This is a genomic window from Acinetobacter sp. 243_ASPC, assembly GCF_001054715.1.
Classification (GTDB): Bacteria; Pseudomonadota; Gammaproteobacteria; order Pseudomonadales; family Moraxellaceae; genus Acinetobacter; species Acinetobacter soli.
In genome coordinates, this window is the sequence record NZ_JVOR01000042.1 from 1 (window position 1) to 24,853 (window position 24,853).

At 41.2% G+C, this 24,853-nt stretch carries 22 protein-coding genes; 5 read left to right on the forward strand and 17 right to left on the reverse strand.

Annotated elements, in window-relative coordinates; genetic code table 11:
- Nucleotides 1-24: 24 nt before the first annotated feature.
- The 6 genes from ADA42_RS04485 to ADA42_RS04510 all read right to left on the reverse strand — a co-directional run bounded on the left by ADA42_RS04485 (nt 25) and on the right by ADA42_RS04510 (nt 9,550).
- Complete coding sequence (locus tag ADA42_RS04485) at nt 25-333, reverse strand: hypothetical protein (RefSeq protein ID WP_241485679.1); 309 nt, start codon at nt 331-333, stop codon at nt 25-27.
- 68 nt (nt 334-401) lie between these two features.
- Nucleotides 402-1,310, reverse strand: a complete 909-nt coding sequence (locus ADA42_RS04490) for a hypothetical protein (RefSeq protein WP_048763827.1) — start codon at nt 1,308-1,310, stop codon at nt 402-404.
- Between the two features lie 125 nt (nt 1,311-1,435).
- Entirely contained in the window at nt 1,436-1,978 is a 543-nt protein-coding gene (locus ADA42_RS18920; RefSeq protein ID WP_414629809.1) for a hypothetical protein, read from the reverse strand.
- Nucleotides 1,979-2,198: 220 nt separating this feature from the next.
- Complete coding sequence (locus tag ADA42_RS04500) at nt 2,199-4,382, reverse strand: LysM peptidoglycan-binding domain-containing protein (protein WP_048763831.1); 2,184 nt, start codon at nt 4,380-4,382, stop codon at nt 2,199-2,201.
- Nucleotides 4,379-7,699, reverse strand: coding sequence for a type VI secretion system Vgr family protein (locus ADA42_RS04505; RefSeq protein WP_048763832.1), 3,321 nt, complete (start codon nt 7,697-7,699; stop codon nt 4,379-4,381). The genes ADA42_RS04500 and ADA42_RS04505 overlap by 4 nt, the downstream gene beginning before the upstream one ends.
- A 150-nt stretch (nt 7,700-7,849) precedes the next feature.
- Nucleotides 7,850-9,550, reverse strand: coding sequence for an NAD-dependent malic enzyme (locus ADA42_RS04510; protein ID WP_004941592.1), 1,701 nt, complete (start codon nt 9,548-9,550; stop codon nt 7,850-7,852).
- A gap of 320 nt (nt 9,551-9,870) precedes the next feature.
- Between ADA42_RS04510 and argS the strand changes: the two genes are divergently transcribed.
- Complete coding sequence (gene argS, locus ADA42_RS04515; protein ID WP_048763834.1) at nt 9,871-11,664, forward strand: arginine--tRNA ligase; 1,794 nt, start codon at nt 9,871-9,873, stop codon at nt 11,662-11,664.
- 120 nt (nt 11,665-11,784) lie between these two features.
- Complete coding sequence (locus tag ADA42_RS04520; protein WP_004944264.1) at nt 11,785-12,399, forward strand: SPOR domain-containing protein; 615 nt, start codon at nt 11,785-11,787, stop codon at nt 12,397-12,399.
- 70 nt (nt 12,400-12,469) lie between these two features.
- On the opposite strand, the gene ADA42_RS04525 is transcribed toward ADA42_RS04520, so the two are convergent.
- Nucleotides 12,470-13,372, reverse strand: coding sequence for a DMT family transporter (locus ADA42_RS04525; protein ID WP_048763836.1), 903 nt, complete (start codon nt 13,370-13,372; stop codon nt 12,470-12,472).
- 178 nt (nt 13,373-13,550) lie between these two features.
- Between ADA42_RS04525 and ADA42_RS04530 the strand changes: the two genes are divergently transcribed.
- The gene (locus ADA42_RS04530; protein ID WP_048763846.1) at nt 13,551-14,426 is read left to right on the forward strand and encodes an AraC family transcriptional regulator; all 876 of its coding nucleotides are present in this window, start codon (nt 13,551-13,553) and stop codon (nt 14,424-14,426) included.
- On the opposite strand, the gene ADA42_RS04535 is transcribed toward ADA42_RS04530, so the two are convergent.
- Together ADA42_RS04535 and ADA42_RS04540 are read right to left on the reverse strand one after the other, a co-directional pair.
- Nucleotides 14,423-15,064, reverse strand: coding sequence for a glutathione S-transferase (locus tag ADA42_RS04535; RefSeq protein WP_048763837.1), 642 nt, complete (start codon nt 15,062-15,064; stop codon nt 14,423-14,425). The two genes, ADA42_RS04530 and ADA42_RS04535, sit on opposite strands and share 4 nt — an antisense overlap.
- Nucleotides 15,065-15,254: 190 nt before the next feature.
- Entirely contained in the window at nt 15,255-16,202 is a 948-nt protein-coding gene (locus tag ADA42_RS04540) for a pirin family protein (RefSeq protein WP_048763838.1), read from the reverse strand.
- A gap of 352 nt (nt 16,203-16,554) precedes the next feature.
- Here ADA42_RS04540 and ADA42_RS04545 point away from each other — a divergent pair, with 352 nt between their 5' ends.
- Nucleotides 16,555-18,168: a phosphoethanolamine transferase gene (locus ADA42_RS04545; RefSeq protein WP_048763840.1), complete on the forward strand. Its 1,614-nt coding sequence runs from the start codon at nt 16,555-16,557 to the stop codon at nt 18,166-18,168.
- Nucleotides 18,169-18,306: 138 nt separating this feature from the next.
- Here ADA42_RS04545 and guaA read toward each other — a convergent pair whose 3' ends face one another.
- From guaA to ADA42_RS04560, 3 genes are all read right to left on the reverse strand, one after another.
- Complete coding sequence (gene guaA / locus ADA42_RS04550; protein ID WP_004941614.1) at nt 18,307-19,875, reverse strand: glutamine-hydrolyzing GMP synthase; 1,569 nt, start codon at nt 19,873-19,875, stop codon at nt 18,307-18,309.
- A gap of 128 nt (nt 19,876-20,003) precedes the next feature.
- A complete protein-coding gene (locus ADA42_RS04555) occupies nt 20,004-20,348 on the reverse strand; it encodes a NirD/YgiW/YdeI family stress tolerance protein (protein WP_048763847.1) in 345 nt (114 codons plus the stop codon).
- A 133-nt stretch (nt 20,349-20,481) separates the two neighbouring features.
- A complete protein-coding gene (locus ADA42_RS04560) occupies nt 20,482-20,904 on the reverse strand; it encodes a DoxX family protein (RefSeq protein ID WP_048763842.1) in 423 nt (140 codons plus the stop codon).
- 197 nt (nt 20,905-21,101) lie between these two features.
- Between ADA42_RS04560 and ADA42_RS04565 the strand changes: the two genes are divergently transcribed.
- Nucleotides 21,102-21,749 (forward strand): DedA family protein, encoded by a 648-nt coding sequence (locus ADA42_RS04565; protein ID WP_004941624.1) that lies wholly within the window; start codon nt 21,102-21,104, stop codon nt 21,747-21,749.
- Nucleotides 21,750-21,753: 4 nt separating this feature from the next.
- Here ADA42_RS04565 and ADA42_RS04570 read toward each other — a convergent pair whose 3' ends face one another.
- The 5 genes from ADA42_RS04570 to ADA42_RS04590 form a co-directional block, all read right to left on the reverse strand.
- Nucleotides 21,754-22,344 (reverse strand): LysE family translocator, encoded by a 591-nt coding sequence (locus tag ADA42_RS04570; RefSeq protein ID WP_004941627.1) that lies wholly within the window; start codon nt 22,342-22,344, stop codon nt 21,754-21,756.
- Nucleotides 22,345-22,563: 219 nt separating this feature from the next.
- Nucleotides 22,564-22,944, reverse strand: a complete 381-nt coding sequence (locus ADA42_RS04575) for a hypothetical protein (protein WP_004941629.1) — start codon at nt 22,942-22,944, stop codon at nt 22,564-22,566.
- A 12-nt stretch (nt 22,945-22,956) separates the two neighbouring features.
- Nucleotides 22,957-23,790 (reverse strand): ParA family protein, encoded by an 834-nt coding sequence (locus ADA42_RS04580; protein WP_048763843.1) that lies wholly within the window; start codon nt 23,788-23,790, stop codon nt 22,957-22,959.
- Nucleotides 23,791-23,872: 82 nt separating this feature from the next.
- Entirely contained in the window at nt 23,873-24,265 is a 393-nt protein-coding gene (locus ADA42_RS04585; RefSeq protein ID WP_004941634.1) for a SirB2 family protein, read from the reverse strand.
- 11 nt (nt 24,266-24,276) lie between these two features.
- A complete protein-coding gene (locus ADA42_RS04590; RefSeq protein ID WP_048763844.1) occupies nt 24,277-24,585 on the reverse strand; it encodes a BolA family protein in 309 nt (102 codons plus the stop codon).
- Nucleotides 24,586-24,853: the final 268 nt, after the last annotated feature.

The following is a 24,853-nucleotide window of genomic DNA, read 5'->3' on the forward strand; positions in this document are numbered from 1 at the left end:
AATTCAAATTATGAAATCATCGGCTTAAACAGGATTCGGGTTAGGTATACCTTTTCTAGTATCTCTTTCCTTATCAATTATTAAAGCGACTTTATTTTGATCAAAGTTTGCTTTTTTGTTCAGTGAATCATTATAAAGCTTTAGATAATTATTTGAGCAAAAATCAATATAACCTTGCTCAAAATTACACTTTAAAACTTTTTCTCTTGTAATAACTTTGGTAGGAACTATTTTCCTTTCACTGTCAAAATCTTGATTATTTTCTTTAGAAAATCCACAACTTGACACTACTAAACCAATAGAAAATATCATTACTGTTTTCAAAAATTTCATATTTGCTTAAATCTATACTATAATTTTAAAAAATATACCCCAAGTTAAATGAGATATGTAAAAACTTCTTATTTTAATTTTTTCCTTAACAGCTTTCCATTTTCACCTTTGTAAGTAATAATTCCAGAGCTATCAATTGAGTAATAATCACCTATTTTTTCCACTTGTAAATCAGGTTTTATTTTTATCAAATAAAATTCAGAACTAGATTCTTCAGCTGTATCTATATACTTTTCGGCAATAGTATAAAAACTATCTCCAATCTTAGGAAGAAATCTAAATGTATCTATATTTAATGATCTTACTTTTAATTCATTTAATAAAACCACTAAATCAGGAGATACTTTTTTTAGTTCAGATAGAGTATAAGGTTTATTATTAGATCTTTCAAGTTTTTCACAATTTTTCAATGGATTACTCTCAGCACACTTAGAATAAAAATCAGAAGAAATCGGTAAGTTAATTTTATTAATCTTATTATTTAAACTAAATTTATCATATTTTTTTGATTCTTTCTCTAACTCAACTCTTGATTTAAAATCAAAATTTCCATTGTTATATACATAGCATGTCTTTACTGCCCTATAAGAGTTCCGATATTGATTAAAATTACCATTTAAACAAAATAAGCTATTATTTGATGAAAATTCTAAAGGCTTAATATTAGACATCATACTCAATGAAGCCGGTAAAGTAAAAATCTTATTACTTTCTAAATCAACAACAGCAAAATACAAATAGTTTTTTTCTTTGAAACTTATTAAAAACTTATTTTTATCAAAATTCGATATTTTATTCTTTAAAATATTATTATAATCTTTTAATCTTTCTTTGGTACAAAAATCCACTTCATCAAAATCAATTGAACAGTCTTTGACATCGAATTTATTTATATCCTTAGCTACAGTCGTTTTACTTGAACATCCTAAAATTGACAAAATTATAAGTACAGTTGAACTAATAGATACATTTTTCATTTTAAATAGATCATTTATAAGTGAGGGCTTTTTTTAAATTTAACCCTCAAACCCAAACTCTTATAATACCATAAAAATATTTCAAGAATTTATTAAATTTAATATTTTATTTATACAAAAAATAATTATTTAACAAATTCTCCCTTTTCATTTAATCTTAATTTATGATTTTGATCAAATTCTGTATAAAAAATCTCATATTGTTTGTTAATTAGAATATTTTTAGAAGCATCTAATGTAATACTCTTAACCAAGCCAAACTTATTAACTGTAATAAGATTTATTTCTGGAGTTTCATTTTCACTTGCGGAAGGCGAAGCAATTAATAATACACCATTACTTGTTTCTGGAAAAATAACTGAATCACCATAACTTGGATTAATGAATTTATAAACTTTTGTTAAATGACTACTATCTATTAAATTAATTGAACCACAATTATTTTTTTTCGATGATAAAATACAATTGATATGCTCATTTGAGTTATAAGGAAGTAAGGTGATTTGAAAACCATCATCATTTTCTATTTTACCCGGCGTATTAGTATTTTTTTTATTATATCCTAAAAAATTTAATCTATCTTTATATTCTTGATTATAACAAGTTTCACGAGTTAATGCTGCTCCTTCACCTAAACTATAGTTTAATTTGCTTTCACATTTTTTTATAATCTCCTTTTCCCATTGCTTAAAATCTCTTTCTTTACTATTTTCTTTATCCATCAAATGTTTTTTTAGAGAGTTATTTTTTTTCAAAATACAATTTAGATTTTGATTTATATTATCAGACTCACACTTCTTTTCTAAAGCATTCGTACATGAAGATATTAAACCACCTAGGCTTGCTAAACATAAGATATAGATATATCTCTTTTCAATAAAAAACATACTAAATTCCTTTAAAATCAAAAGGTAAAACCACTTTAAATGGTTTCGGCATTTTACTCTTCAACTCTTTGACAGTTCCGTGTGCATGTACAGCATTACCATTACCAAAAACTAATCCACTTTTAACAGCTTGTTCGTGAAATTCATCTACCCACATTTTCCTATTATAAGCATCAGAATGGTATTTATTTGCGTAATTTAGATTTCCACCAATGATAGATTGTTTACCTTTTGATCGCTCAAGTAAATATGAATTAACAAATTCTTTAATTCTGACACTAACATGACTGAAAGGCATATTCTGAACAGAACCATAAGGCTTTAGATTCTTGGGCCCAGTAATTTTAGAAAATTGTCTATAGGCGTTAACAACACTTCTTACAGAGTCACCCCAAACTTCTGATTTTGTTCTGTTTAATATAGTATCAACCACACCAGCTGCTTGTTCATAAAAGAATTTCTCTGTTTTAAATTTTATCACTTCTGTTTCTGTTACTTTCATAATATCAATAATATCTTCATTAGATAATATCAATTCATTACTTAATTTCAATAGAGAGATATTATCAGTATTTGCAATAGCCCCTGCACAGGAAAACAATGAACATTTATTTACTTTATTCACTATATTCAAAATCTTTCCTCCATTAAGATCAGATACTGTTTTCTTAAAAAAAATATGATTAATATATTCGATAGAAAATCCAGTCACATCAAAATGCACCCAAGTTACTGCACCAGAATCTCCATTTTTAAATACTTTTGGCTCTAGATAAATTTTATTTAAATTTCTTTGTTCTGTTGCACTCATTTTTTTAGTAAGAATTTCTTTTCGAATAAACTCCATATCTTCTACATCTTTAGTCCTCTTCCCATTCTTGTTAAAATGAATATCAAGTGCTAAACCCATATGGTTAACAGTGGTTCTTCCATGTTTTTTATTATTTTCAATACATCTATAACCTGACTCTATATAACCAACTTCGATTTTATTTTTCTTAAATTCATTTTTTAAGTAAAAATTTATAGCCTTTAATATCCAGATTAGACTTCGGTGTAATCCTGGATATTCATTTGCTTTAAATAAACCAGATTTTTCTCCCATATTACCATTACCAAACCCCGTACACTTGCCACAATTACAAGCAGCTTTCCCCATAAAACCTTCGATGGGATATTTTTCATAAAATTTATCCAACGCTACTAACACCGAACCACAAATTTTTCCTGTCTCTAGTACTCCCATATAGTCACGCTGGAATTGCTTAATACATTTTGCAGTAAGATCGGTAAACTCATCCGTAGGTAAAGCGCCCCCAAAGCCTGCCAAACGAATATTTACTTCTCGAATAAGCTCACTCTTACCACTTGAAATACATTGCGGATTGGTTTTACATAAATTTGAAGCATCTGCCTTAGGAGTTCCACCATCCTGACTGCGATCGTCAACTGTCAATATCTTGGAAGTAGAGTTTGTAGTTTCATTCAGCTTTTTCTTGGCTTCTTCATAAAGCTCATTTACTTGATCGAGGATTTTACTGCCTAAATTTGTTCCAAAAGCTTCTTGTTCCTGCTCTATCTGAGGTGTTGTATTAGAAGGCTTAGTAGGTGGAGTCTGTGATGGTTTCGATTTAGTACTGGCCGAAGGTTGTGATTTCTGCTGAGTAGCCGGTTTAGACTTGTCTTGATGTGTATGATTTCCGTTAGCAGGAATATTTACAGGTAACTTAATAACTTGACCTATACTAATCTTATTTGGATCATCTATTTTATTCAAACGCTCTAATGCTCGGACAGTCGTATGATTTTTTTGAGCTATTTCAAATAAAGTTTCACCCTTTTTTACAACATGTGTTTTTCTTTTATATTGTCCACTATTACCTTGATTGGTTAATGTTTTTAAATCCAACATTACCTTTGGACTTGTAATTTTTACGAGCATACGATCTTTAGACATTACAAAGCTTTGTACTTTAACCATCAAGCCATTAAACATACTTTTAATATAAACATCTAAAGTCGTACCTTTATCTCGGCTAATTTCGACAATACATCCTGAAGAGTTTGTTACTCCAGCAGCAATAACCTGTCCTGTTCTCTGATTTTTTACTTCATATTGTGCTTTTGAGATGGGACGACCAAATAAGTCTAAGATTTGTATGGTAACTAGTGATTTTTTGCTCACTTCCAATCCCTTCTTTCTATATTGTTATCTGCCTCTGAATCATTCACATTTTGATCAATCATGAGATCTTCCTCATCAAAACCATCGATGACCAATCCCCATTCATCATTAGAGCCAACAAGTACCTGAACTTTTTCTGGATCTGGAGTGCTGATTTTGCCTGTACGCCCATGTTCGTCTATTGATCCTGAAGTAAATGAGCTTGTTTCAGGAACAAAAGCTTTATAACTGAGTTGACTAAAATCATTCGCCCAGAACAAATCATAAATATCTAAACGGTTACTAAAAATTGGAGTATTTGGCAACTCGGGTACTTCATATGAAACTTTTTCACCACTGGTAAACACATGCTGTCCTGATTTAACCTCAAACTTACCACCTGTCTTGATAAAAACTCCATTTCCATTGACGATCAACTGAGAACCGCCAGCTTTAATATCAATTTCTTTAGTACTGATTAGTTCGATCTTATCTTCGGTAGAAATCAGCTTAATCACTTTTTTGGCAATAATATCGACTAAATCATCTTGCGCTTGTATTTTAACTGCGCCTTTTGCTGCATAAGCACTCAGTCCCTTTTGTGCAGCAAACAAACTTACTTTATCTTGAGCATGACCAATAATATTTTTCTGTGCGCTCAAATTAATTGAGCCACTGGCACTCTCAGCAATATCCTGAGAGGCTTGTAAAATAATATTTTCAGGGGTGGTTAATGCAATACCGTTTGGTGATGCCAGTAACATAAGTGCTTGTCTAAAAATTTTGCCCTGCTCTTTTTGTTTGGTATCGGCGCTACTTTCTAAGCCTTGTGTATATCCTTCCATAAAACCTTGCAAAGTACTCAAAGCTTTAGATGGCGTGACTTCTAATTTTGTGCCTTTAGTAAAAGTTCCACACTCGCTCATCAAATCAAAATCCCTGATATCAGCATGAGCAAGCACTTTTCCAACATCTTGGATACTTTCAAATGGATTTTTCTGGATTTTATCTTTAATCCCTACCAATTGGCCTTTGATCAGATCCGTTCCATGCTCTTCCACATTTTCAATAAAGGCTTTTAGATTTTCTAATGCATCCTCATTATTCGCCAAGAATGTATCAAGCTCTTCTATAACGCCTTTTGAGTCGCTTCCCAAACGCCCAATATCTTCAATAAAACCACCACACCCCTTTAATGCTTGAATGGGATCTTTATTCAAATCATTTTTAAACAAATTTAAGGTACGCTCTAAAGCCTGACCTGTAGTTTTTAACTCGAGCGATTGAATAAACTTAGGTAAGCGATCAATGACATTTAGTGCGTCAGTTTGCTGTTTGAGGGCAATATCACTCAGCATTTTCATACTTTCATGACCCTGAACCAGTAACGATTGTGCCTGAGCAGCTTCTAAATGATCAGCAATGGCTTGTTGCTGCGCATAAGTACTAATGAGCATACCCTGACCAGCACGAACCGCCCCATAATGATCAGTTCTCAGTTCAAAACCTTCCCCACGCCCCCGACTGGTTTCTTCGTTCTTTGGATGGCTCAGATTTCCCAAATTTAGTTGGCTGGTACCATGACTGCTTTGTAGTTGTGCACTAATCTGACCCGTTGTGTCATCAAAACGTAGCTGATTAAATCCGCTTCCTGCGACTTCTTTGGAGCGAATTCCACTCAGGTTTCGTGTGGCAGGCAACTGGCCTTTTACATCAAATTTTGTAGGCGAGCGTTGTCCTTCATGGATACGCCCAATCACAAATGGCCGATCGACGTGACCATCAAAGAAATCGATGACCACCAATTCGCCTACACGCGGTAAAAATCTGGCGCCATATTGCTCACCAGCCCATGGTGTGAGCACATCGACCCAAGCCGAATCTGTATCATTTTCGTTGGAGCCCGCACCGGTATCATGCGCATGGTCTTCTGCTCGGGTAAATAAAAACCGAACCTTAATACGCCCCCATTCATCCACGTGAATTTCTTCATTTTCCGATCCGACCACCCTTGCTCGCTGTGGATATACAGCGGGACGATGCACCAAAGGCTGATAATCGGGCACTAACTTGATTTGACGACGAATCAAGGACAACTGATTACCTTGACGCTCCTGATTTTGTAAAAAATTTAATGTTGAAGTAGGTTGAAGCCGTTCAACCTGCTGTTGCAGTGCTTTGGGCAAATTATTCTGATTGTAAAATTGCTTTTCATAAATCAAAAATTGTCGGTCTGCGCGCTCATGCGTATCTATTTCGGAATGTCCCGTCAGCTCAAACCAGTATCCGACCTGCGCGTCACGTACGCTGCTATGTGCAGTAAAATATTTGGCCTGAAATTCTTGATAGGCGGTCATATTCTGATTCAGTTTTTCGATTTGCTGCGCACTAGAAATGGTTGCTTGATCGGCACCTGTTAAATCGGTTGTCCATGCAGGTTCGATCGACCAAGCCTGCTCTAGACTTAAACTTTCGTTACTGTGCTGTTCACTGTGCAGATGCGCACTTTGAATCGATCCGTTTCCTTCATCTTGAATCAAGGCATCGGCTTGCCAGCGTTGTAGATATGTCGCGGTAGATTGTAATTGGCGATGCGCAACAAGCTGTGTCATGCTGTCAAAATATTCAGTGGCATGGCTGCGATGAAAACGAATCACTCCACGCTCAAGGGCTAAAAATGGCTGATTGTGATCAATCAATCGTAGTTTTTGAGGCGCCATTTCTTGCAAAGCATGTGCAACCACAACATGTTTTTCATCCACCAACCAGTTTATCCCTTCACTTCGCCATAAACGCGTGAGAAATTCATAGTCAGTTTCATTCATTTGTATACTGAGCGGGCGAATATCGTAGTCTTGGCTCAGACCGCTCAAATCAAGCGTTAAACTTGCTGCAAACAAGCGACTTTTACTTTGCCATTCTTTAAACAGAATTTCGCTGATTTCGGGTACACTTTTATTGATAAATACACGGCTGTTCCGCCGCTTATGCCAAAGTGCAGTCGGATCTTGTAAAGTCAGCGTGTAAATAGTTAGTGCACCATCACTTTGCCCTTGTGTTGCACGGGTAATAATGCCAGATGTTCTGGCGAGCGCACCGCTATCGGTCACTTGATCGACCGCCACCCGACATCCAATAAATTGTTTTAATGCGATGTGCGCATTGGTGGAAAGACAAGTCAGCTCAACACTTAAGCCATCATTTAGGGCATGTTTTCCCTCAATCCGCTGTAAAAAAACCTGCGCATTTAAGGCAGCATGACTAAATTGTACATGCACAGCACGTTTTAATGCCCCCAGTCCGAGCTGTTCTAACACCCCATTCATATTGCTTAACATGATCTAAATTCGTTTTTTAGTTTTATTGATATCAATTGCAAGCCATTTTAAAAAATACAGACCGTTTCGTCTACAGTTATTCTATACGGCCCAATAAAAAACCCCACATTCACTTGGCAAATGTGGGGTTCAGGCTTGATCTATATTCGTTTAAAACGGTACGCGTTTATAAGTACGGTATTCAGGCTTCCAAAATTCTTTTTCGATATTGGCAAGCAAGACCTCATCAGGAATATTCAGTGCAACACCGTCTTCAATTGCCGCTTGAGCAACCTTAAATGCAATACGCTTCGATACCGCCTGAATCTCTGAAATCGCAGGCAAAAGATCGGCGTTTGGATCATTTAACAACGGCGAACAATCGGCCAAGGCATTGCTTGATGCCATCAGCATATTGTCAGTTACCCGTTTAGCCCCAGAAGCAATCACCCCCAGACCAATCCCTGGGAAGATATACGAGTTATTACACTGTGAAATATTGTAGAGCTTGCCTTGATAATTTACAGGTGCAAACGGACTGCCGGTTGCAATGAGGGCTTTGCCATCTGTCCACTGAATAATATCTGCTGGCACGGCTTCAACACGTGACGTCGGATTCGACAAAGGCATCACGATTGGGCGCTCTGAATTTTCATTTAGTGCACGGATCACTTCTTCAGTGAAAAGTCCCGGCTGCCCCGAAACACCAATTAACACCGTCGGTTTAGCATTTTGAACCACATCGAGGAGTGATATCACCTCTTCCACATTACCCCAAGCCGAGACAGTGTCTGCTTTTTGTGCCAGCTTGCGCTGGAAGTCGAGTAAGTTGGGTTGGTTTTCTGTGATTAAACCAAAACGATCCACCATAAAGACACGTGCACGAGCCTCATCATCGCTTAGACCTTCAGCCACCATTTGTGCCACAATCTGCTCGGCAATACCACAGCCTGCAGACCCAGCGCCCAAAAAGGCAATTTTCTGATCTTTCAGCTCTTTACCTGCCGCACGACTTGCCGCAATCAGGCTCCCGACTGAAACCGCAGCAGTGCCTTGAATATCGTCGTTGAAGCAGCAGAATTTATCTCGATACTTGGTCAACAATGGCATTGCATTTTTTTGTGCAAAATCTTCAAACTGAATTAGAGCATCTGGCCAACGCCGGCGAATAGCAGTCAGAATCTGATCCACAAACTCATAGTATTCATCGCCACTGATACGTGGTTGACGCCAGCCCATATAAATTGGGTCGTTTAGCAATTGTTGATTGTTGGTTCCCACGTCAATGGTAATCGGCAACGTATAAGCAGGACTGATACCACCACATGCCGTATACAGCGACAGTTTTCCAATCGGAATCCCCATACCGCCAATACCTTGGTCACCTAGACCCAAAATTCGTTCGCCGTCAGTGATAACAATCACCTTCACATTGCGTTTATTGACGTTTTGCAAAATATCGTCGATATGCTCACGGTCTGGATAAGAAATGAAGACACCACGATGACGACGGTAAATATCCGAAAACTCCTGACACGCCTCGCCCACGGTTGGCGTATAGATAATTGGCATCATTTCTTCCAGATGATCGTTGATCAAACGGTAAAAAAGTGTCTCGTTGGTGTCTTGAATATTTCGTAAATAAATATGCTTGTTGATCGCGTCGTTAAATGTTTCGTATTGTTGGTACGAGCGCTGGCTTTGTTCTTCGATAGTTTCGATCACATGAGGAACTAAACCGTGCAAATTAAAATGGCTACGCTCTTCCTGAGTAAAAGCCGATCCCTTATTGAGAAGTGGGAGTTCGAGGAGGGTATATCCTGCATAAGGAATATAGAGGGGGTGTTTATTCGTATTGGTTTCAGCTGTCATTGCCTATCTCGTGTTTAGGGACTATTGCCCTAAAGGTTACTCGTCTATTTATCTACTGCTATAGCTTAAGCGTTTTTTAGGCAAAACAGGTATTTCGAAAATTTATAACGATATCGTTTACATTCAGCGCTCAAATAAGATTTACTTCATAATCCAATTTTATTGTTTTTATTGCCTGAAAAATCCAAATTGATCGGTCTATGGCAAAACGTCCACTTTGATTGTCGGGAAATACAAGAATCCGAACAAGACCCTCACCTAAATCAGTCAAAATTTGCTATATTGGGCGTTTTTCTGCGACACATTCCTTTTAGATCGATATGAATACCGCCATACAAGCCGCTTTGGATCATGCAGTGCAGTCTCTTCAACACGAAGGGATTCTTCCATCAGATTGGATCAACAACAGTATTTTGACGCGTACCAAAGACCGAAGTCACGGTGACTTTGCATCCAATATTGCAATGGTTGGCGCAAAGGCGGCAGGAATGAAACCTCGTGATCTTGCAGAAAAGATCATGGCAGCATTGCCAGAAGTGGCGGACATCAGTAAAGCCGAAATCGCAGGCCCAGGATTTATTAATTTCTTTTTAAATGCTGATCAACGCTTTGCTGTGCTGGATCAAATTCAAGCGCAAGGGTCGAAGTTTGGTCAGACTCAAGTCAATGCCGCGAAAAAAGTACAAGTCGAGTTTGTATCGGCAAACCCAACCTCAAGCCTGCATGTGGGCCACGGCCGTGGTGCAGCCTACGGCATGACTGTTGCCAATTTGCTTGAAGCAACAGGTGCCCAAGTTGATCGTGAATATTACGTCAACGATGCGGGCCGTCAGATGGACATTTTGGCGACATCGACCTACTTACGTTATTTAGAATTACTTGGTCAATCTCTGGTTTTCCCTAAAAATGCCTATCAAGGCGACTACGTTAAAGAAATCGCGCAAAGCATTATCGATCAAAACGGCGATGCTTACGTACACCCTGTTGCAGCGGTGTACCACGATGTGCCTGAAGATGTTCAGTTCGCAGCAGAACTCGATGCAGAGGGCAATAAAGTCGTTGTCTCTGGCGACAAAGAAAAACATATTGATGGCTTAATTGCCAATGCACAGCGCCTGACAGGTGAAGGCTATCGCGTGTTTCATCAAGCGGCACTCAAAGCCATTTTAGATGACATTAAAGATGACCTTGAAGAGTTCGGTGTGACCTTTAATCAATGGTTTAGTGAAGCATCACTAAATCAAAAAATTGATGAAGCGTTACAAACACTCGATCAACGCGGCTTTTTATACGAAAAAGACGGCAACATCTGGTTTAAATCGACTGAATTTGGCGACGAGAAAGATCGTGTGGTCAAACGTCGTAACGGTCAAACCACCTACTTTGCTTCAGACATTGCTTATCACCTCGATAAATTACAACGTGGCTATACCGATATTGTCGATATCTGGGGTTCAGATCACCACGGCTATATCGCACGTGTGAAAGCTGCAATTGATGCCATGGGCTTTGATTCATCTAAACTGACCGTATTGCTGGTACAGTTTGTGAGCTTATGGCGTGGCGGTGAAATGGTACAGATGTCATCACGTTCTGGACAATTTGTGACCTTGCGTGAACTGCGTGAAGAAGTCGGTAACGATGCCGCACGCTTTTACTATGTAATGCGCAAATCGGAACAACACATCGATTTCGATTTGGATTTGGCCGTATCGCAAAGCAAAGACAATGCCGTGTATTACATCCAGTATGCGCACGCCCGTATTTGCCGTATGTTGGAAAAAGCACACAGCAACCAGATCGCATTTGACCGCACACAGGCTCGTCCATTGGCAGAGCGTTTAAACCTCGATGCCGAAACGGAAATTCTGGCCAAACTGGCTGCTTATCCAGACATTTTGGTACGTGCTGCAAATGCCTACGAACCGCATCAGATTGGCAACTATTTAAAAGAATTGGCAGCGCTGTTCCATGGCTGGTACAACGAGCACAAAGTCTTGAATGACGACGATCAAACGCTTACACAAGCACGTTTATTGCTTTCAGTAAACGTACAGCAAGTTTTACGCAACGGCTTAGAATTGCTGGGTGTATCTGCACCAGAGAGTATGTAAGTTCGCTGATTGAAAGCGATCTGAGACGCTGTATTACAAAGAAGCCAAACAATAGTGTTTTGGTTGTTTAGGCTTCTATGTTATTGGTTATGTGGTAGAAATTATAAAGAGGATGTCCACGTGTTTGGAAAAACGCAACGCGGTGTATCTGAACGACCGAACAAGCCCAAGAAACCGTTAGTACCTCGCTGGTTAGGTATGGTGGTGGCGATCTTGGTGCTGATGTGCATTGCTGTCATGCTGATGCTGTGGAAGCCGTGGAAACCTGTTTCGACCAAAAATGAAGTTACTTCGACCCATTATCAAGAAGAAGACACCAATCACGATTATCGCTTCTATGATCTGTTGCCTCAACAGCAAATGACGCCGATTCCGGATCAGGCTGTTCCAGAGACCAAAGATCAAAATGCTGCGGTGATTGTAGAAGCACCGCGAGAAAGTGCGGCCAGTGCGCCAACTGCATCGGGTAGTACGGCAAATGTGACTGCGGCGCCTGCGCCACAGCCTGCCAGCTTTATTTTGCAGGTGCGTAGCTATGCAGATCCTGACAGTGCTGATGCTCGTCGTGCTGAAATTATTTTAAATGGACTGTCTGCGGATGTGGTCAAAACAGTCGAAAACGGAAAAACATGGTACCGTGTGATTTCAGGGCCATATGAAACACAAGAAGCAGCTTTAGGTGCTCAACAAACCTTGCAACACAGCGGCATCGACTCGATTGTCGTGAAACGCTAAGACTGAACATGCTTTACATCCAAAGAACGCTTTACGCGTTCTTTTTTTATCGCAATTTCACTTTCAAAGCTTAGGCCCGTTGATTGGATCGGATAAATGGCAATCCTTTGGGCTGGATAAACAGAATTAAATTACCAAGTAAAATCAGCATCACCCCGAATACTGCACTCCACGTCCACTGATAACCTTCAAAAAAAGTTGAAATAGTCAGTGCCACCAAGGGAAACAGCAAGGTGCTATATGCCGCAGGCCCTGCCCCGATTCGCCGGATCAGCATAAAATAAATTGAAAACCCCAGTACAGATCCAATCAGCGCAAGATACATCAAGGCAGACCAACCGACCACTGAACTCTCAGGTAAATATGATTGGCCGGTGAGCGCAATGATGACAGCCATCACGATGGCACCGTAGAGCATGGCATAGGTATTGGTGGTCAGGACGTCACAGCTTTGTTTCTGATGACGCAAACTAATCATATTCCCCAAAGAAAAACCATAAGTCCCCAATACACACAATAAAATTGCGCTCACGGTTTGCCAGTCGTTTTGCGTCGTTGTTAGGTCGTGCCAAAATAAAGCGATCATGCCCAACAAACCACAGATAAACGCAGGCAGGAAATAGGCTGAAATTGGCTGACGGAAAAAGAAATAGCTATTGAGTGTGTTAAAAAGAACCGCCATAGAAAAAATAACGGATTCCAGACCGCTGCTGATGTAACGCACGGCGATGTAAAAGCAGATAAAATTTAAACTAAAAATACATAAGCCTTGTAACAAGCAGAACAGGTGATCATTGAGTTTCAGGCGAGTCAATCGTCTTGAAATCAGGAGCGCCACCATCAAGAGTGCACCCGCAATAAAAAACCGCCAAAATACCGCAACAACCGGCGCAATTTCAGCACTTTGCAAGGTAATTGCGATCCATGTCGTTCCAAAAATCAGCACCACCAAGGCATATAACACCGCGTTCATTACAACCTCTTTTTATCCAGTGTGCTCAACAGTATCCGCAGTGCTCATTTTGAACGCTTTCGCATATTTGCGGCCACTTGCCTAATCTTGCGTTTTTTTACGAGACAACTTTTATCAAATGATGAAAAAAAGGATAAAATCACAGCATTATTATTTTTCATTCGCTACCGCATTTGGCATGAACTATCAAACCCTGTCGCAGTTGCAACAGCATAAAACCAAGTTACTCGATAGCCTGCAACTGGGCTCGGGCATGCAGTTGGCTGCTTGGCAAAACCAGCACGATCGGGTAAGTGTATGCAGTGATCACCATACCTTGAGTTTATATATCAAGGGCGGCTATGAAAGTTATAAAAAGACCCCACAGGGATGGCGTAATGGTGGTGGGCCAGATCGCTTTTGTTTAATGCCTGAGGGACAAGCCTCGACGTGGGACATTCGTGATCATCTGCGTTTTGTGCATCTGTACTATACCGATCAGCATTTAAAGCATGTCGCAGCACAAATTTGGGACAAAGAACCCGCGCACATCGAATTGGCAGAACAAAGTTTTGTCGAGGATGTCCAAATCAGTAGCGTATATCGGCATTTTTTGCTCAATTGTGATTGGCAAGATCGTAGCAACCATTTACAGCTTAGCCATAGCGCCAGCTTGCTGCTAATCTCTCTGTTACAGCGTTATAGCAACGTAGAATGGCAATTACCACGAGTGAGCGGCGGGCTGGCGCCGTTTATGCTTCATCGGCTAAAAGCATGGATAGACGAGCACCTCGCAGAAGCCATGACCTTAGCAGACATGGCAGCACAGACCGAACTGAGCGAATATCACTTTGCCCACATGTTTAAGCAGTCGACAGGCGTTTCACCGCATCAATATGTATTACAACAACGCTTGCAACGCGCGCATGACTTGGCGCTTCACTCAACCCAACCGCTTACCGACATTGCCCTGCAATGTGGTTTTAGTTCTGCCAGCCATTTTAGTACGCGTTTCAAGCAGTACTATGGCTATCGCCCTTCCGAATTACGGCTTGGGCGAGCCATCCCCGATTAATAATCCCCTTTCTCTTTGGCACGCTGATAAGCCGGGCGCATTTCAATTCGCTTTAAAAATGCCCGAATATTTGGAAACTGCCCAGTTGTTCGGGTTAGCAACGCATTCAGCGGAAAGCTCATTTGAATATCGGCAAAGCTAAATTCCCCAGCAAAGTAATCGTGTTCAGACAAATACTGCTCGATAAAGGCAATATGATCTTTTAACCGTGGGCCAATAAATCCGGCTTTAACGCCATTGGTAATTTTGTTGGCGACCGGTCGAATAAAAAATGGAACATTTTTACCCACATTATTCATCACCAGTTGAAACACCAGCAACGGCATCAGTGAACCTTCGGCATAGTGCATCCAGTAGAGATATTGAAATGCATCGTCATCTTGTTGTGGTTTAAAACGTTGTGCCGTATCAAATTTGGTTTGCAAGTACTCCAGAATCACAGCCGATTCTGCAATGGTACGTCCGGCATCTTCTAAAATAGGCGCTTTGCCGAGCGGATGTACGCGTTTGAGCTCAGGTGGTGCTGCAAGGCTTGGCAGTCGTTTATAAAGCTTGATCTGATATTGCTGCTGGAGCTCTTCAAGTGCCCATACAATACGAAATGAGCGTGATTTTTCTAGATGGTGAATCGTCAGCATGAGATTTTCTTTTAGTCCTGATGTGTCTGATCTGTACTCTCCGTTATAGCATTAAGCCCATGACAATGGCATGGACTTAACTGTAAAGTCATTTCATTGAAACATCATGATTGGATGATAATTCTCATCTCAACACTGCGCTGCAAGGTTTTAATCACTAATCTATTAACTGCACTTCGGGCAATACAACTTATTTGGATGCTCTCATCTGATCTGGAAAGGCAGGCGCTTCTAGTCGCGGACCATCATAATCTGGAATTTCACCAAAACGTGAGTCGTGATTGATCCATTGGTCACGGGCTTCACGTAATTCCTCGGTGGTACGTCCAACCAGATTCCACCACAATAAAATCGGTGTTTTAAATGGCTCTCCCCCGATCAGTAATACCCGATGACCTTGTGGCAATTCAATCTCAATTTCACTAGCACCAGATTCGAGGACCAGCAGATTGTCTTGAGTGAGTTCGTGGTCATTGATCCATGCATGACCATCCAATGCCAAAAAACCATATTCGAATGTTGGATTCAGTGAAATACGTGTTTTGGTGTCTGCCTGTGCAGTCATGTCGACGCCGACCAGAGGCGTATGCACAGCCACAGGTGACTGTTGCCCCAGAAACTCGCCCACCAGTACCGTAAACTTGATCTGATCTTGTTCTGTGTGCGGCAGATTCGGATAATGATCAAATTGTGGCGCCATATTGCGTTTTTCATCTGGCAAGGCAATCCATAGCTGAGCCGCATGCATTTTAGTCTCATGCTCTGGTGCTACCTCGGTATGCGAAATACCGTGCCCGGCTGTCATTAAATTAACCTGATACGGACGGATTAACTGCTTCGATCCCAGACTATCGGTGTGCATAATGGTGCCTTCGATCATCCAGGTAAAGGTTTGCAGGCCAATATGCGGGTGTGGCCCCACATCCAAGCCATCGCCTTGCGGAAAATGTACCGGCCCTGCATGATCCAAAAAGCACCATGCACCTATCATGCGTTTGTGACGGCTGGGTAAGGCTCGTTTGATGACCGTGCCTTGACCGATTTCTGCACGACGAATGGGAAATTCCTGAATTGATTGAGGGGCGGATGATTCGCATTGTTGTGAATCAGAGATGTCCGTGTCATGGTTGGTGGTCATGGTTTTTTATCCTTTATGATCTTTAATCATATTTTTTCTTTTCATCGGTGCTGAAAAATGAGAAGTATCTTTGAGCATAGCCTGTCTGGTCCATCGGGTCTTTGGTGGTTAAGTAACTGTTTGAGGGCTTGGCTTGAATCAAAAATATCGATTCTTTCAAGCCATTTTTAGCTCATCTCTTGACGTACTCTCGCCTCTCATTTTTCTATCAGTTTCTTCTTCTATCTCGACATAAAGCGCATAAAAATAAATTCATTCTTTGCTATTTTTCAATTAAATTGAAGAGCCAAAATTTTTAATTAGATTTTCTAATTGATCCACTCTGTACTTTTTTATTGAAGCGTCAAGCCTTATGACTCGTCGAAATGTGTTGGTTTTACTTTGGGTGCTTCTTCCTGCGCTGCTGACAGCAGGCATTTTATCGATTGCTGGAAATCCTTCCGATGGTATTCGCCTCGGCTTACTCTCACTTCCAGGAGTATGGCTGATTTATCGTGCGATATCACGCACTCGGTTGGGTTGGAAAGTGGCAGCTATTTGTTGGTGGCTGGTTTTTCTCGGCGATGCCAGTTTGCGTTCATTGAGCTGGTTTGTGTATCAAAGTGATACCGATGCTTATTTTATTGTGCAAGCGATTGCCAACACCACAGCGCAAGAAGCGCTTGAATTTCTTCAATTGCATGCTCAAACGCTACTCTTGGCGAGTTTGGCATTTAGTATCGGTTTTATCGGTTATTTCTGGGTCTGTTTTAAACCTACTTTCCGCGACTTATCGGCGCATGTGTTTCAGGTTCGACTGAACCGTTATTTGTGTTCGTTTTTAGGTGTATTGGCGCTAGCTAGTTATCTGATCGAGCCATCGCGTGCCCAGCATCCGGTGCTCTATTGGACAGACTATTATTCTAAAATTCAAAATTTTAAGCATCAGATCGATACCCATCAGCAGATACACGATGTATGGCTGGAAACTGCCAAACATAAGTTGGTGCTCGATAACCAGCAGCCTCAGTCGCAAACGCATACCCTATTGATCACCGATAGTGTCACCAGCAAAAATTTTGGTGTGTGTGGTTATCCGCGTAATACCACGCCAGAGCTAGAAAAATATAGCAGCTCTTTTAAAATTTTCTGTCAGGCCTTTTCACCAGCGGCATCCACTATTGGCGCACTGAAAATGAAACTGACCGAGGCTCGTCACGTCGAGCAAAGCCAGTATGCCACCGAAAGTGTGCTGGCTTATGCCAAGGCCGCAGGCTTTAAGGTGTACTGGATCAGTAATCAAAATGACAGCTATATTTCCTCGCTTTTTGGTTCTTTTGTGGATGAGCAAATTTATACCAATCATCGCTCAGGACGTAGCAGTCATTCTTTTGATGAAAAGCTTTTGCCAGTGTACCAAGAAATCTTAACGCGTCCAGAACCCAAAAAACTGATTATTGTGCACATGCTCGGTGCACATCCAAATTATCAGCTCCGCTATCCGCAGCAGTTTGATCGCTTTTCATCAGAAAGTACCGACGCTGTAGAATCACAGCTAGAACAAAACGATATTGGGATGCTGGTTCAACAGCAGCGCAATTATTACGACAACAGTATTTTATATCAGGACTGGTTGATTGGTCGTTTCTTCCAGACCTTACAAAAAAATGATCACGCACAGCGGCGCTCATTTGTTTTTGTATCCGATCATGGCAACGAAGTGGGTCATGAGATCGATTTTGCTGGCCATAGTCCAAATACGCAAGCAGGCTATCAAGTGCCTTTAGTTGTTTGGCACAATGGAATAAAAGACACGGGCGTCAATTTAAACTCACCCATCAATACTGCCGATGTGGATCAAATGATGATGGAGCTAATGGGCTTACATGAGCGCAATCCACACACGCATGATTCATTGCTCAGCCATAATTATTTATTTCATCCCTCTTCGAACTGGCCCTACTGGAAAGCGACAGCGTCGTCTTAAAATTACCACCGACTTAAAAGAAAAAAGAGCGCCAATTGGCGCTCTTTTTTTTAAACTTTAAGGGATTTCAACTTCACTACCACGAGCAAGCTCTTGTCGTAAATTTGGCAAAATGCGATGCATTTTGAAAGCCCAAATTTACTCCCATTCAATGGTTGCAGGGGGTTTAGACGACACGTCGTAGACAACACGTGAAACGTCTTTAATTTCATTCATGATACGCGTTGAGATCTTATCGACCAATTCGTATGGTAAGTGTGCAAAACGCGCGGTCATGAAATCGACTGTTTCTACAGCACGTAACGCAATCACCCATGCATAACGACGACCATCTCCGACCACACCCACAGATTTTACAGGTTGGAACACAGCAAATGCTTGTGCTGTTTTGTCGTACCAACCACTGGCACGTAATTCCTGCATAAAGATGTCATCGGCAAGGCGAAGAATATCGGCATATTCTTTTTTCACTTCACCCAAAATACGCACACCCAAACCAGGACCTGGGAATGGATGACGATAAATCATGCTATGTGGCAAGCCCAATGTGGTGCCCAGTTTACGCACTTCATCTTTAAACAAGTCGCGTAATGGCTCAACCAAATCAAACGCCAAGTCTTCTGGTAAACCGCCCACATTATGGTGCGATTTAATCACATGCGCTTTACCTTGTTTGCTGGCTGCAGATTCAATCACATCAGGATAAATTGTGCCTTGCGCCAAGAATTTTACACCGTCAAGTTTACGTGCTTCTTCTGCAAACACTTCAATAAACTCGCGGCCAATAATTTTACGTTTTTTCTCTGGATCAACTTCACCAGCCAACGCAGTCAAGAAACGCTCTTCAGCATCGGCACGGATCACACGGATGCCCATGTTGTCTGCAAACATTTGCATAACTTGATCGCCTTCGTTTAAACGAAGTAAACCGTTGTCGACAAATACGCAGGTCAGCTGATCGCCAATTGCCTTGTGCAGCAATGCTGCCACCACAGATGAATCGACACCACCAGATAAACCGAGCAATACTTTTTCATCGCCAATTTGCTGACGCAGTTGCTCTACACGCAAATCGATAATGTGTTCCGGTGTCCAGAGGCCGCCACATCCACAAATTTTGTGAACAAAGTTAGACAGTAATTCTGCACCTTTAGCGGTATGTGTCACTTCCGGGTGGAACTGCACGCCATAAAAACGGCGCGTTTCATCAGACGCAGCCGCAAACGGACAGCTTGGTGTACTTGCAGTAGTTACGAAACCTTCTGGTAAACGACCGACTTTGTCGCCATGGCTCATCCAGACATGCAGCTGGTTCTCACGATCTTGTAAATTACCGATCAGTGGGTCACGGTGCTGGATATCCACTTCGGCATAACCAAATTCATGCACAGTACCCGGTACTACTTGACCGCCCAGTTGCTCTGACATGGTTTGGAAACCATAACAAATCCCCAATACCGGTACACCAAGCTCAAAAACAACTTGAGGCGCACGTGGACTACCTTCCACATGTACACTTTCAGGTCCACCCGACAAGATAATGCCGTTCGGATTAAATGCACGAATGTCTTCTTCAGACATATCAAAAGCATACATTTCAGAATATACGCCGGCTTCACGTACACGACGCGCAATCAGCTGGCTGTATTGAGAACCGAAATCCAAAATTAAGATACGATCATCAGTAATGTGAGTATTGGTTGTCATGATTACACAACTATGCAAGGCAACGAGAGAAGCGCAGTATTCTAACATTTTTCACTGTACCGCGCACGCTCTTTCCTTCAACAATCAAACTCGCTAAAAGAGTCGATGAAATACAAGGATTTACTTACTTAATGTGCGTGCGTATAACGCTCGATTTGAATCACCTCAATATCGGTCGGTTTATAGCGATGTGTATCGACTTCACCCACCACACGAACATGATCACCGACCTTCAAATTGGCCTGTCGCCATAGGTCATCGTCAATCTCCACACCAATGCGACCGGTCGCATCTTGAAACTGATAATGATCGCCTTTGAGGTGCTGGGTAATCTGTCCAATCAGAGTAATGCCTGTTTCGTCTTTAAGCTGAGCGATTTGTTGCACATTCAATTTATTTTTAGCCGCTTCTTGAATAATCACATGATCATCCTTACCCGCAAAGGCCATCGATGAGGCCGCTAAACCGACCATAAGCGACAATAACGTCGTTGTTTTTTTCACAGATCATCTCCTTTTATTATTCAACTTGTTGTGATCTAAACAGAATTTCACGAGATTGTCGGGTAGAGATTTGTAAGAGGCAAATCAAGCCGCTTGATCAGTATTACTTTTCAATTGCGGTATCGATACTAAACTTGCCTGCGCCATATAGCATCAAGAAAAATAACCCACCTGCCATCGCAAAGTTTTTCATAAAGTTAATGGCTTGTGCACTATCGGCGCCTTCATGAAAAATAAATGCCGTGATGATGCTAAAAATTCCTAGACCAAACGCTGCAAAGCGGGCCTGAAATCCAAACAGCAACGCCAGACCACCACCAAGCTCTACCAGAATCGTCAGAGGTAATAATGCTCCCGGCACTCCCATAGACTCCATATAACCTACTGTTGCAGTATAAGCAGTCAGTTTGCCCCAACCCGCTACAATAAAAATATAAGCCATCAATACGCGGGCCACCAAGCTGACCACACCATTTACACCGTGATGAGCAACTGCATTTTTAACGATAACATTTGGATTAAACATCAGATATACCTCATTATTTGAACATGTTTTGGAATACTGAGATTCTATGTAGAATTATTTTTGCAATAAACATTATTAAAAATACAAATTGTTCCATTTTGAGAACAATAAATCTCTTTCAGATTGTTACTTTATCGTACTGACTTTCCGGTACAGCACTGTTAGGATTTGGATACAATTTTGCACTTTGATGCCCCATGGAACTCTTCGATTTTATTTTACATGTTGATGACCACCTCCTTGAATTCATTCGAAATTATGGAGTCTGGATCTATGCCATCTTGTTTCTGATTATTTTTGTAGAAACTGGTTTGGTGGTCATGCCTTTTTTACCAGGTGACAGTTTATTATTTGCAGCCGGTGCGCTGGCTGCCTCAACCGGTGCCATGGATCCTTGGCTACTGGGTTTGCTGTTATTTATTGCAGCGGTGCTGGGTGATACGTTGAATTATCACATCGGACGCTTTATCGGACCGCGTGTGTTTGAAATGAACTCTCGTTTTATCAATAAGTCACATTTGGTCAAAACCCATGCTTTTTTTGAGCGTCATGGCGGTAAAACCATTATTTTTGCACGCTTTATTCCGTTTGCCCGTACCTTTGCGCCGTTTGTGGCGGGCGCAGGCAGTATGAATTACAAATTTTTCCTAAGTTATAACGTCGTGGGTGCCTTTTTATGGATTGGCTCGTTTATTACGCTTGGGTATTTGTTTGGCAATATGCCTGTGGTCAAAGACAATTTCACGCATTTGATTTTTGGCATTATTATTTTAAGTATTTTGCCTGGCGTGATCGGGTTTGTACGCCAAAAATATCTAAATAGACGCCAAACCTTGCAAAAATAAACGCTTAAAAGAATCTAAAAATCACCGGAAGCATACAGACCACCAACAGTAAGGCAGAACCTTTATACAAATGTTCTGCCCGCACACCACGAACATTTCCTGCCAGCAAAGCACGCCCAAAACACATCCAAAAGAACGCAACAGGCAACAAAATCAGGCTAAACAATATAAAGACATGCACGGTATTGTAGAGCGACTCCCAAGTTTCGGGCGGGAAAATACCCGCAGCAAACAGCAAGGCTTTCGGATTTTTTAAACTGGCAAAAAAGATCTGACGTGGTTTAATCGAGATGTGTTGCTGACTATGACGCTCAAGATGTGAACTTTTCCATAAATTAAATGCCAGCCAAATGACATACATGGCACTAATGGTATGCAAAATCGGAATCAAAGCAGGCCAGATGGGTTCACCCAAGTGAATAAAAATGGCCCAGAGGCTAATGCCATAAATGTATCCCAGCCACTCTGCTGGCACCGCATAAGCTGTTTTTACAATACCTTGCTGGTGGGCAGCACTGGCCAGCAGGGCGTTGGTTGGCCCTGGAATCAACAGTACCGCGATCATCGCGATGACAAAAAACCAACTCTCAATCATGCAGTATCCATAATGATGAAGAAGCAGCACACCTTATAGGAAAGTCATTTCATCTGACAAGTTTTATACACTGACCGCACAGGAAAATCGACACAAAAACAGCAGTACTATTTTATAAGATTTTAATTTTTATAAACAATTTTAATAATATTTTGAAAAACTTAATTTTCGGTTTTACACCAAACTTGTGCGTAAAACCGAAGGCTTAGTATAAAATCCTTATCGTTTTCCGGTCATAATCGGGCAATTTTTAAACTGTGCAGCTTGAGCAATCGCCTGCTGCTGGCCCAAAACACGAGATAATTCCGTGTTTTTGGTTTCAGATGACTGACCAAGATTGACTGAAACCGACGGTCCAAAGCCCCAACCGCCACGTCCCCAACCACCACCGAGCCCTAAGCCAACACCGACACCTGTACGTTTGGGTGTTTGTACGCCGCTGTTAATATACGTCTGAATCCGATTGTATTCACTTTGCAATTGCGAGCAATTGAGTGATTGATACTGCGTAGGTGAAACGTAGGTGGGTTTTACAGTGGTTGCACATGCACCGAGCAGTAAACTAGCGGCCACTAAAGGCACAACATTTAAACCTTTCATATATGATTCCCTTTAAAGCGATTCGATTTCCCTGAACAACGCTTGATAGGCCAAGGTCAGTTTATGTTCAGGTGCCAAATGAACCAACGGCAAGTTCTTGAGATGTGATTCCTTCATCAATACTGAAGGCGGCAACATATGATTGAGTACAGGTAAGCCTTCATCTTTCAATTGTTGCACCACTTCGCGTGGAAGTTTGGCTTGTGCCTGAAACTGATTGACCACAATTCCTTCAATTTCGAGACGATCATTATGATCATCTTGGGTTTCGATCACATTTTCAATCAATGTTTGTAACGCACGTTTGGAAAATACATCACAATCAAAAGGGATCAGGACACGATCGGCCGCGATTAATGCCGATAAAGTAAAGAAATTGAATGCAGGCGGCGTATCAATATAAATCCGGTCATATTGACCAGCAAGTGAGGTAATCGCATCACGCAATTTATAAATTTTATGCTTGGACTCGAGCGCATGTTCAAGATTACCCAGTTTTGGGCTAGCAGGAAGCACATCTAATTGAGGAAACGCGGTAGGATGAATAAAACTGTCGAGCCCTTTGGCACGCGATTTCAAAAGTGAGCCGATGGCATTGCCAATCAAGCCCTTGGGCTGATTTCCACCGAGTACATCGTCGTAGAAATTTTCAATATTGGGCTCAAGTACGGGTTTGTCTGCCGCGTAGGTGGCCGCTTCACCCAGCAAATACTGGGTGGAGTTGGCCTGTGGGTCAAGATCGATTACTAAGGTTTTAAAATGCTTGGCACTGATTGCGGCCAGATTTACCGTAATACTGGATTTTCCAACCCCACCTTTTTGATTGAATACCACTCTTGTCAGCATACTTCCCCCGCTTCGTGTTTATTTTTCTTTCGTACACAGTTTAACCCAGCATACGAAATAAAAGGAAAAGTATGTCAAACAATTAGTTAAAAACTGGTTTGATGATCACCAGACTCATGATTGCCACAAATGCAATCGCCCCCAAGAATAGTCCGGCACGACGTTGGACCAGTAAAATTTGATTATCCTTTTTAAAGGCTTTCATGAGCGATGACAACAGTACCAAAAACAGAACCATCTTGGCATAAAACCAAGGCTGAACCTGAAAATGCTTCATAAACAGCAATACAACACCCGTTATCAGCACAATGCTATAACTTAAATGTTGCAAGGCTGTGAGCGGCACACGGGCAATTGGATTGGGCTGCTGATTTTGCGTACCGATAAATAAGGTGAAAGCACGAGCGACAAAGACGACCAGTGCGACGGTCACCGCAGTCATATGAATTATTTTAGTGATGAGATGCGCATCCATATTTTATCACCTCAACGTTTCGGCGCATGTGCACAATCTGGGCTATCTGGTGCCTGCCCTTGCCACTCTTGAGGAACATAAGCATGAATGGCCAAAGCATGAATACGTGCCGGGCTCATTAAATCGGCAGCTAGCGCATAAACTTTCTGGTGACGCTGTACCAAACGTAATCCTTCAAATATCGGACTGACCAGCACAACTTTAAAATGGCTTTCTTTTCCCGGAAAATATCCTCCATGACCGGCCGACTCATTGATGACCTCAAGATGAATAGGATTCAGTGACATCAATCGCTCTGTTAATTGCTGTTCAAGGCTCATGCGTTTTCCTTTTATAGATTCAACTTCTAGGCAGTATATCGTGTTCTCTCTGTTTTCATTGATCATTTATTGAATACCCGCCCAAGAAATCACATTCATTTTCGATCACCTCTTAGCCAATACGGGACGTTTTAAGCTTATACTGCCTTTATTTTATTCAATCAGTCGATTTATTTGCATAAAGGTGTTGACCCTTGTTTTTCTTAATGTATTATAGGCGGCACGCGGGAATAGCTCAGTTGGTAGAGCACAACCTTGCCAAGGTTGG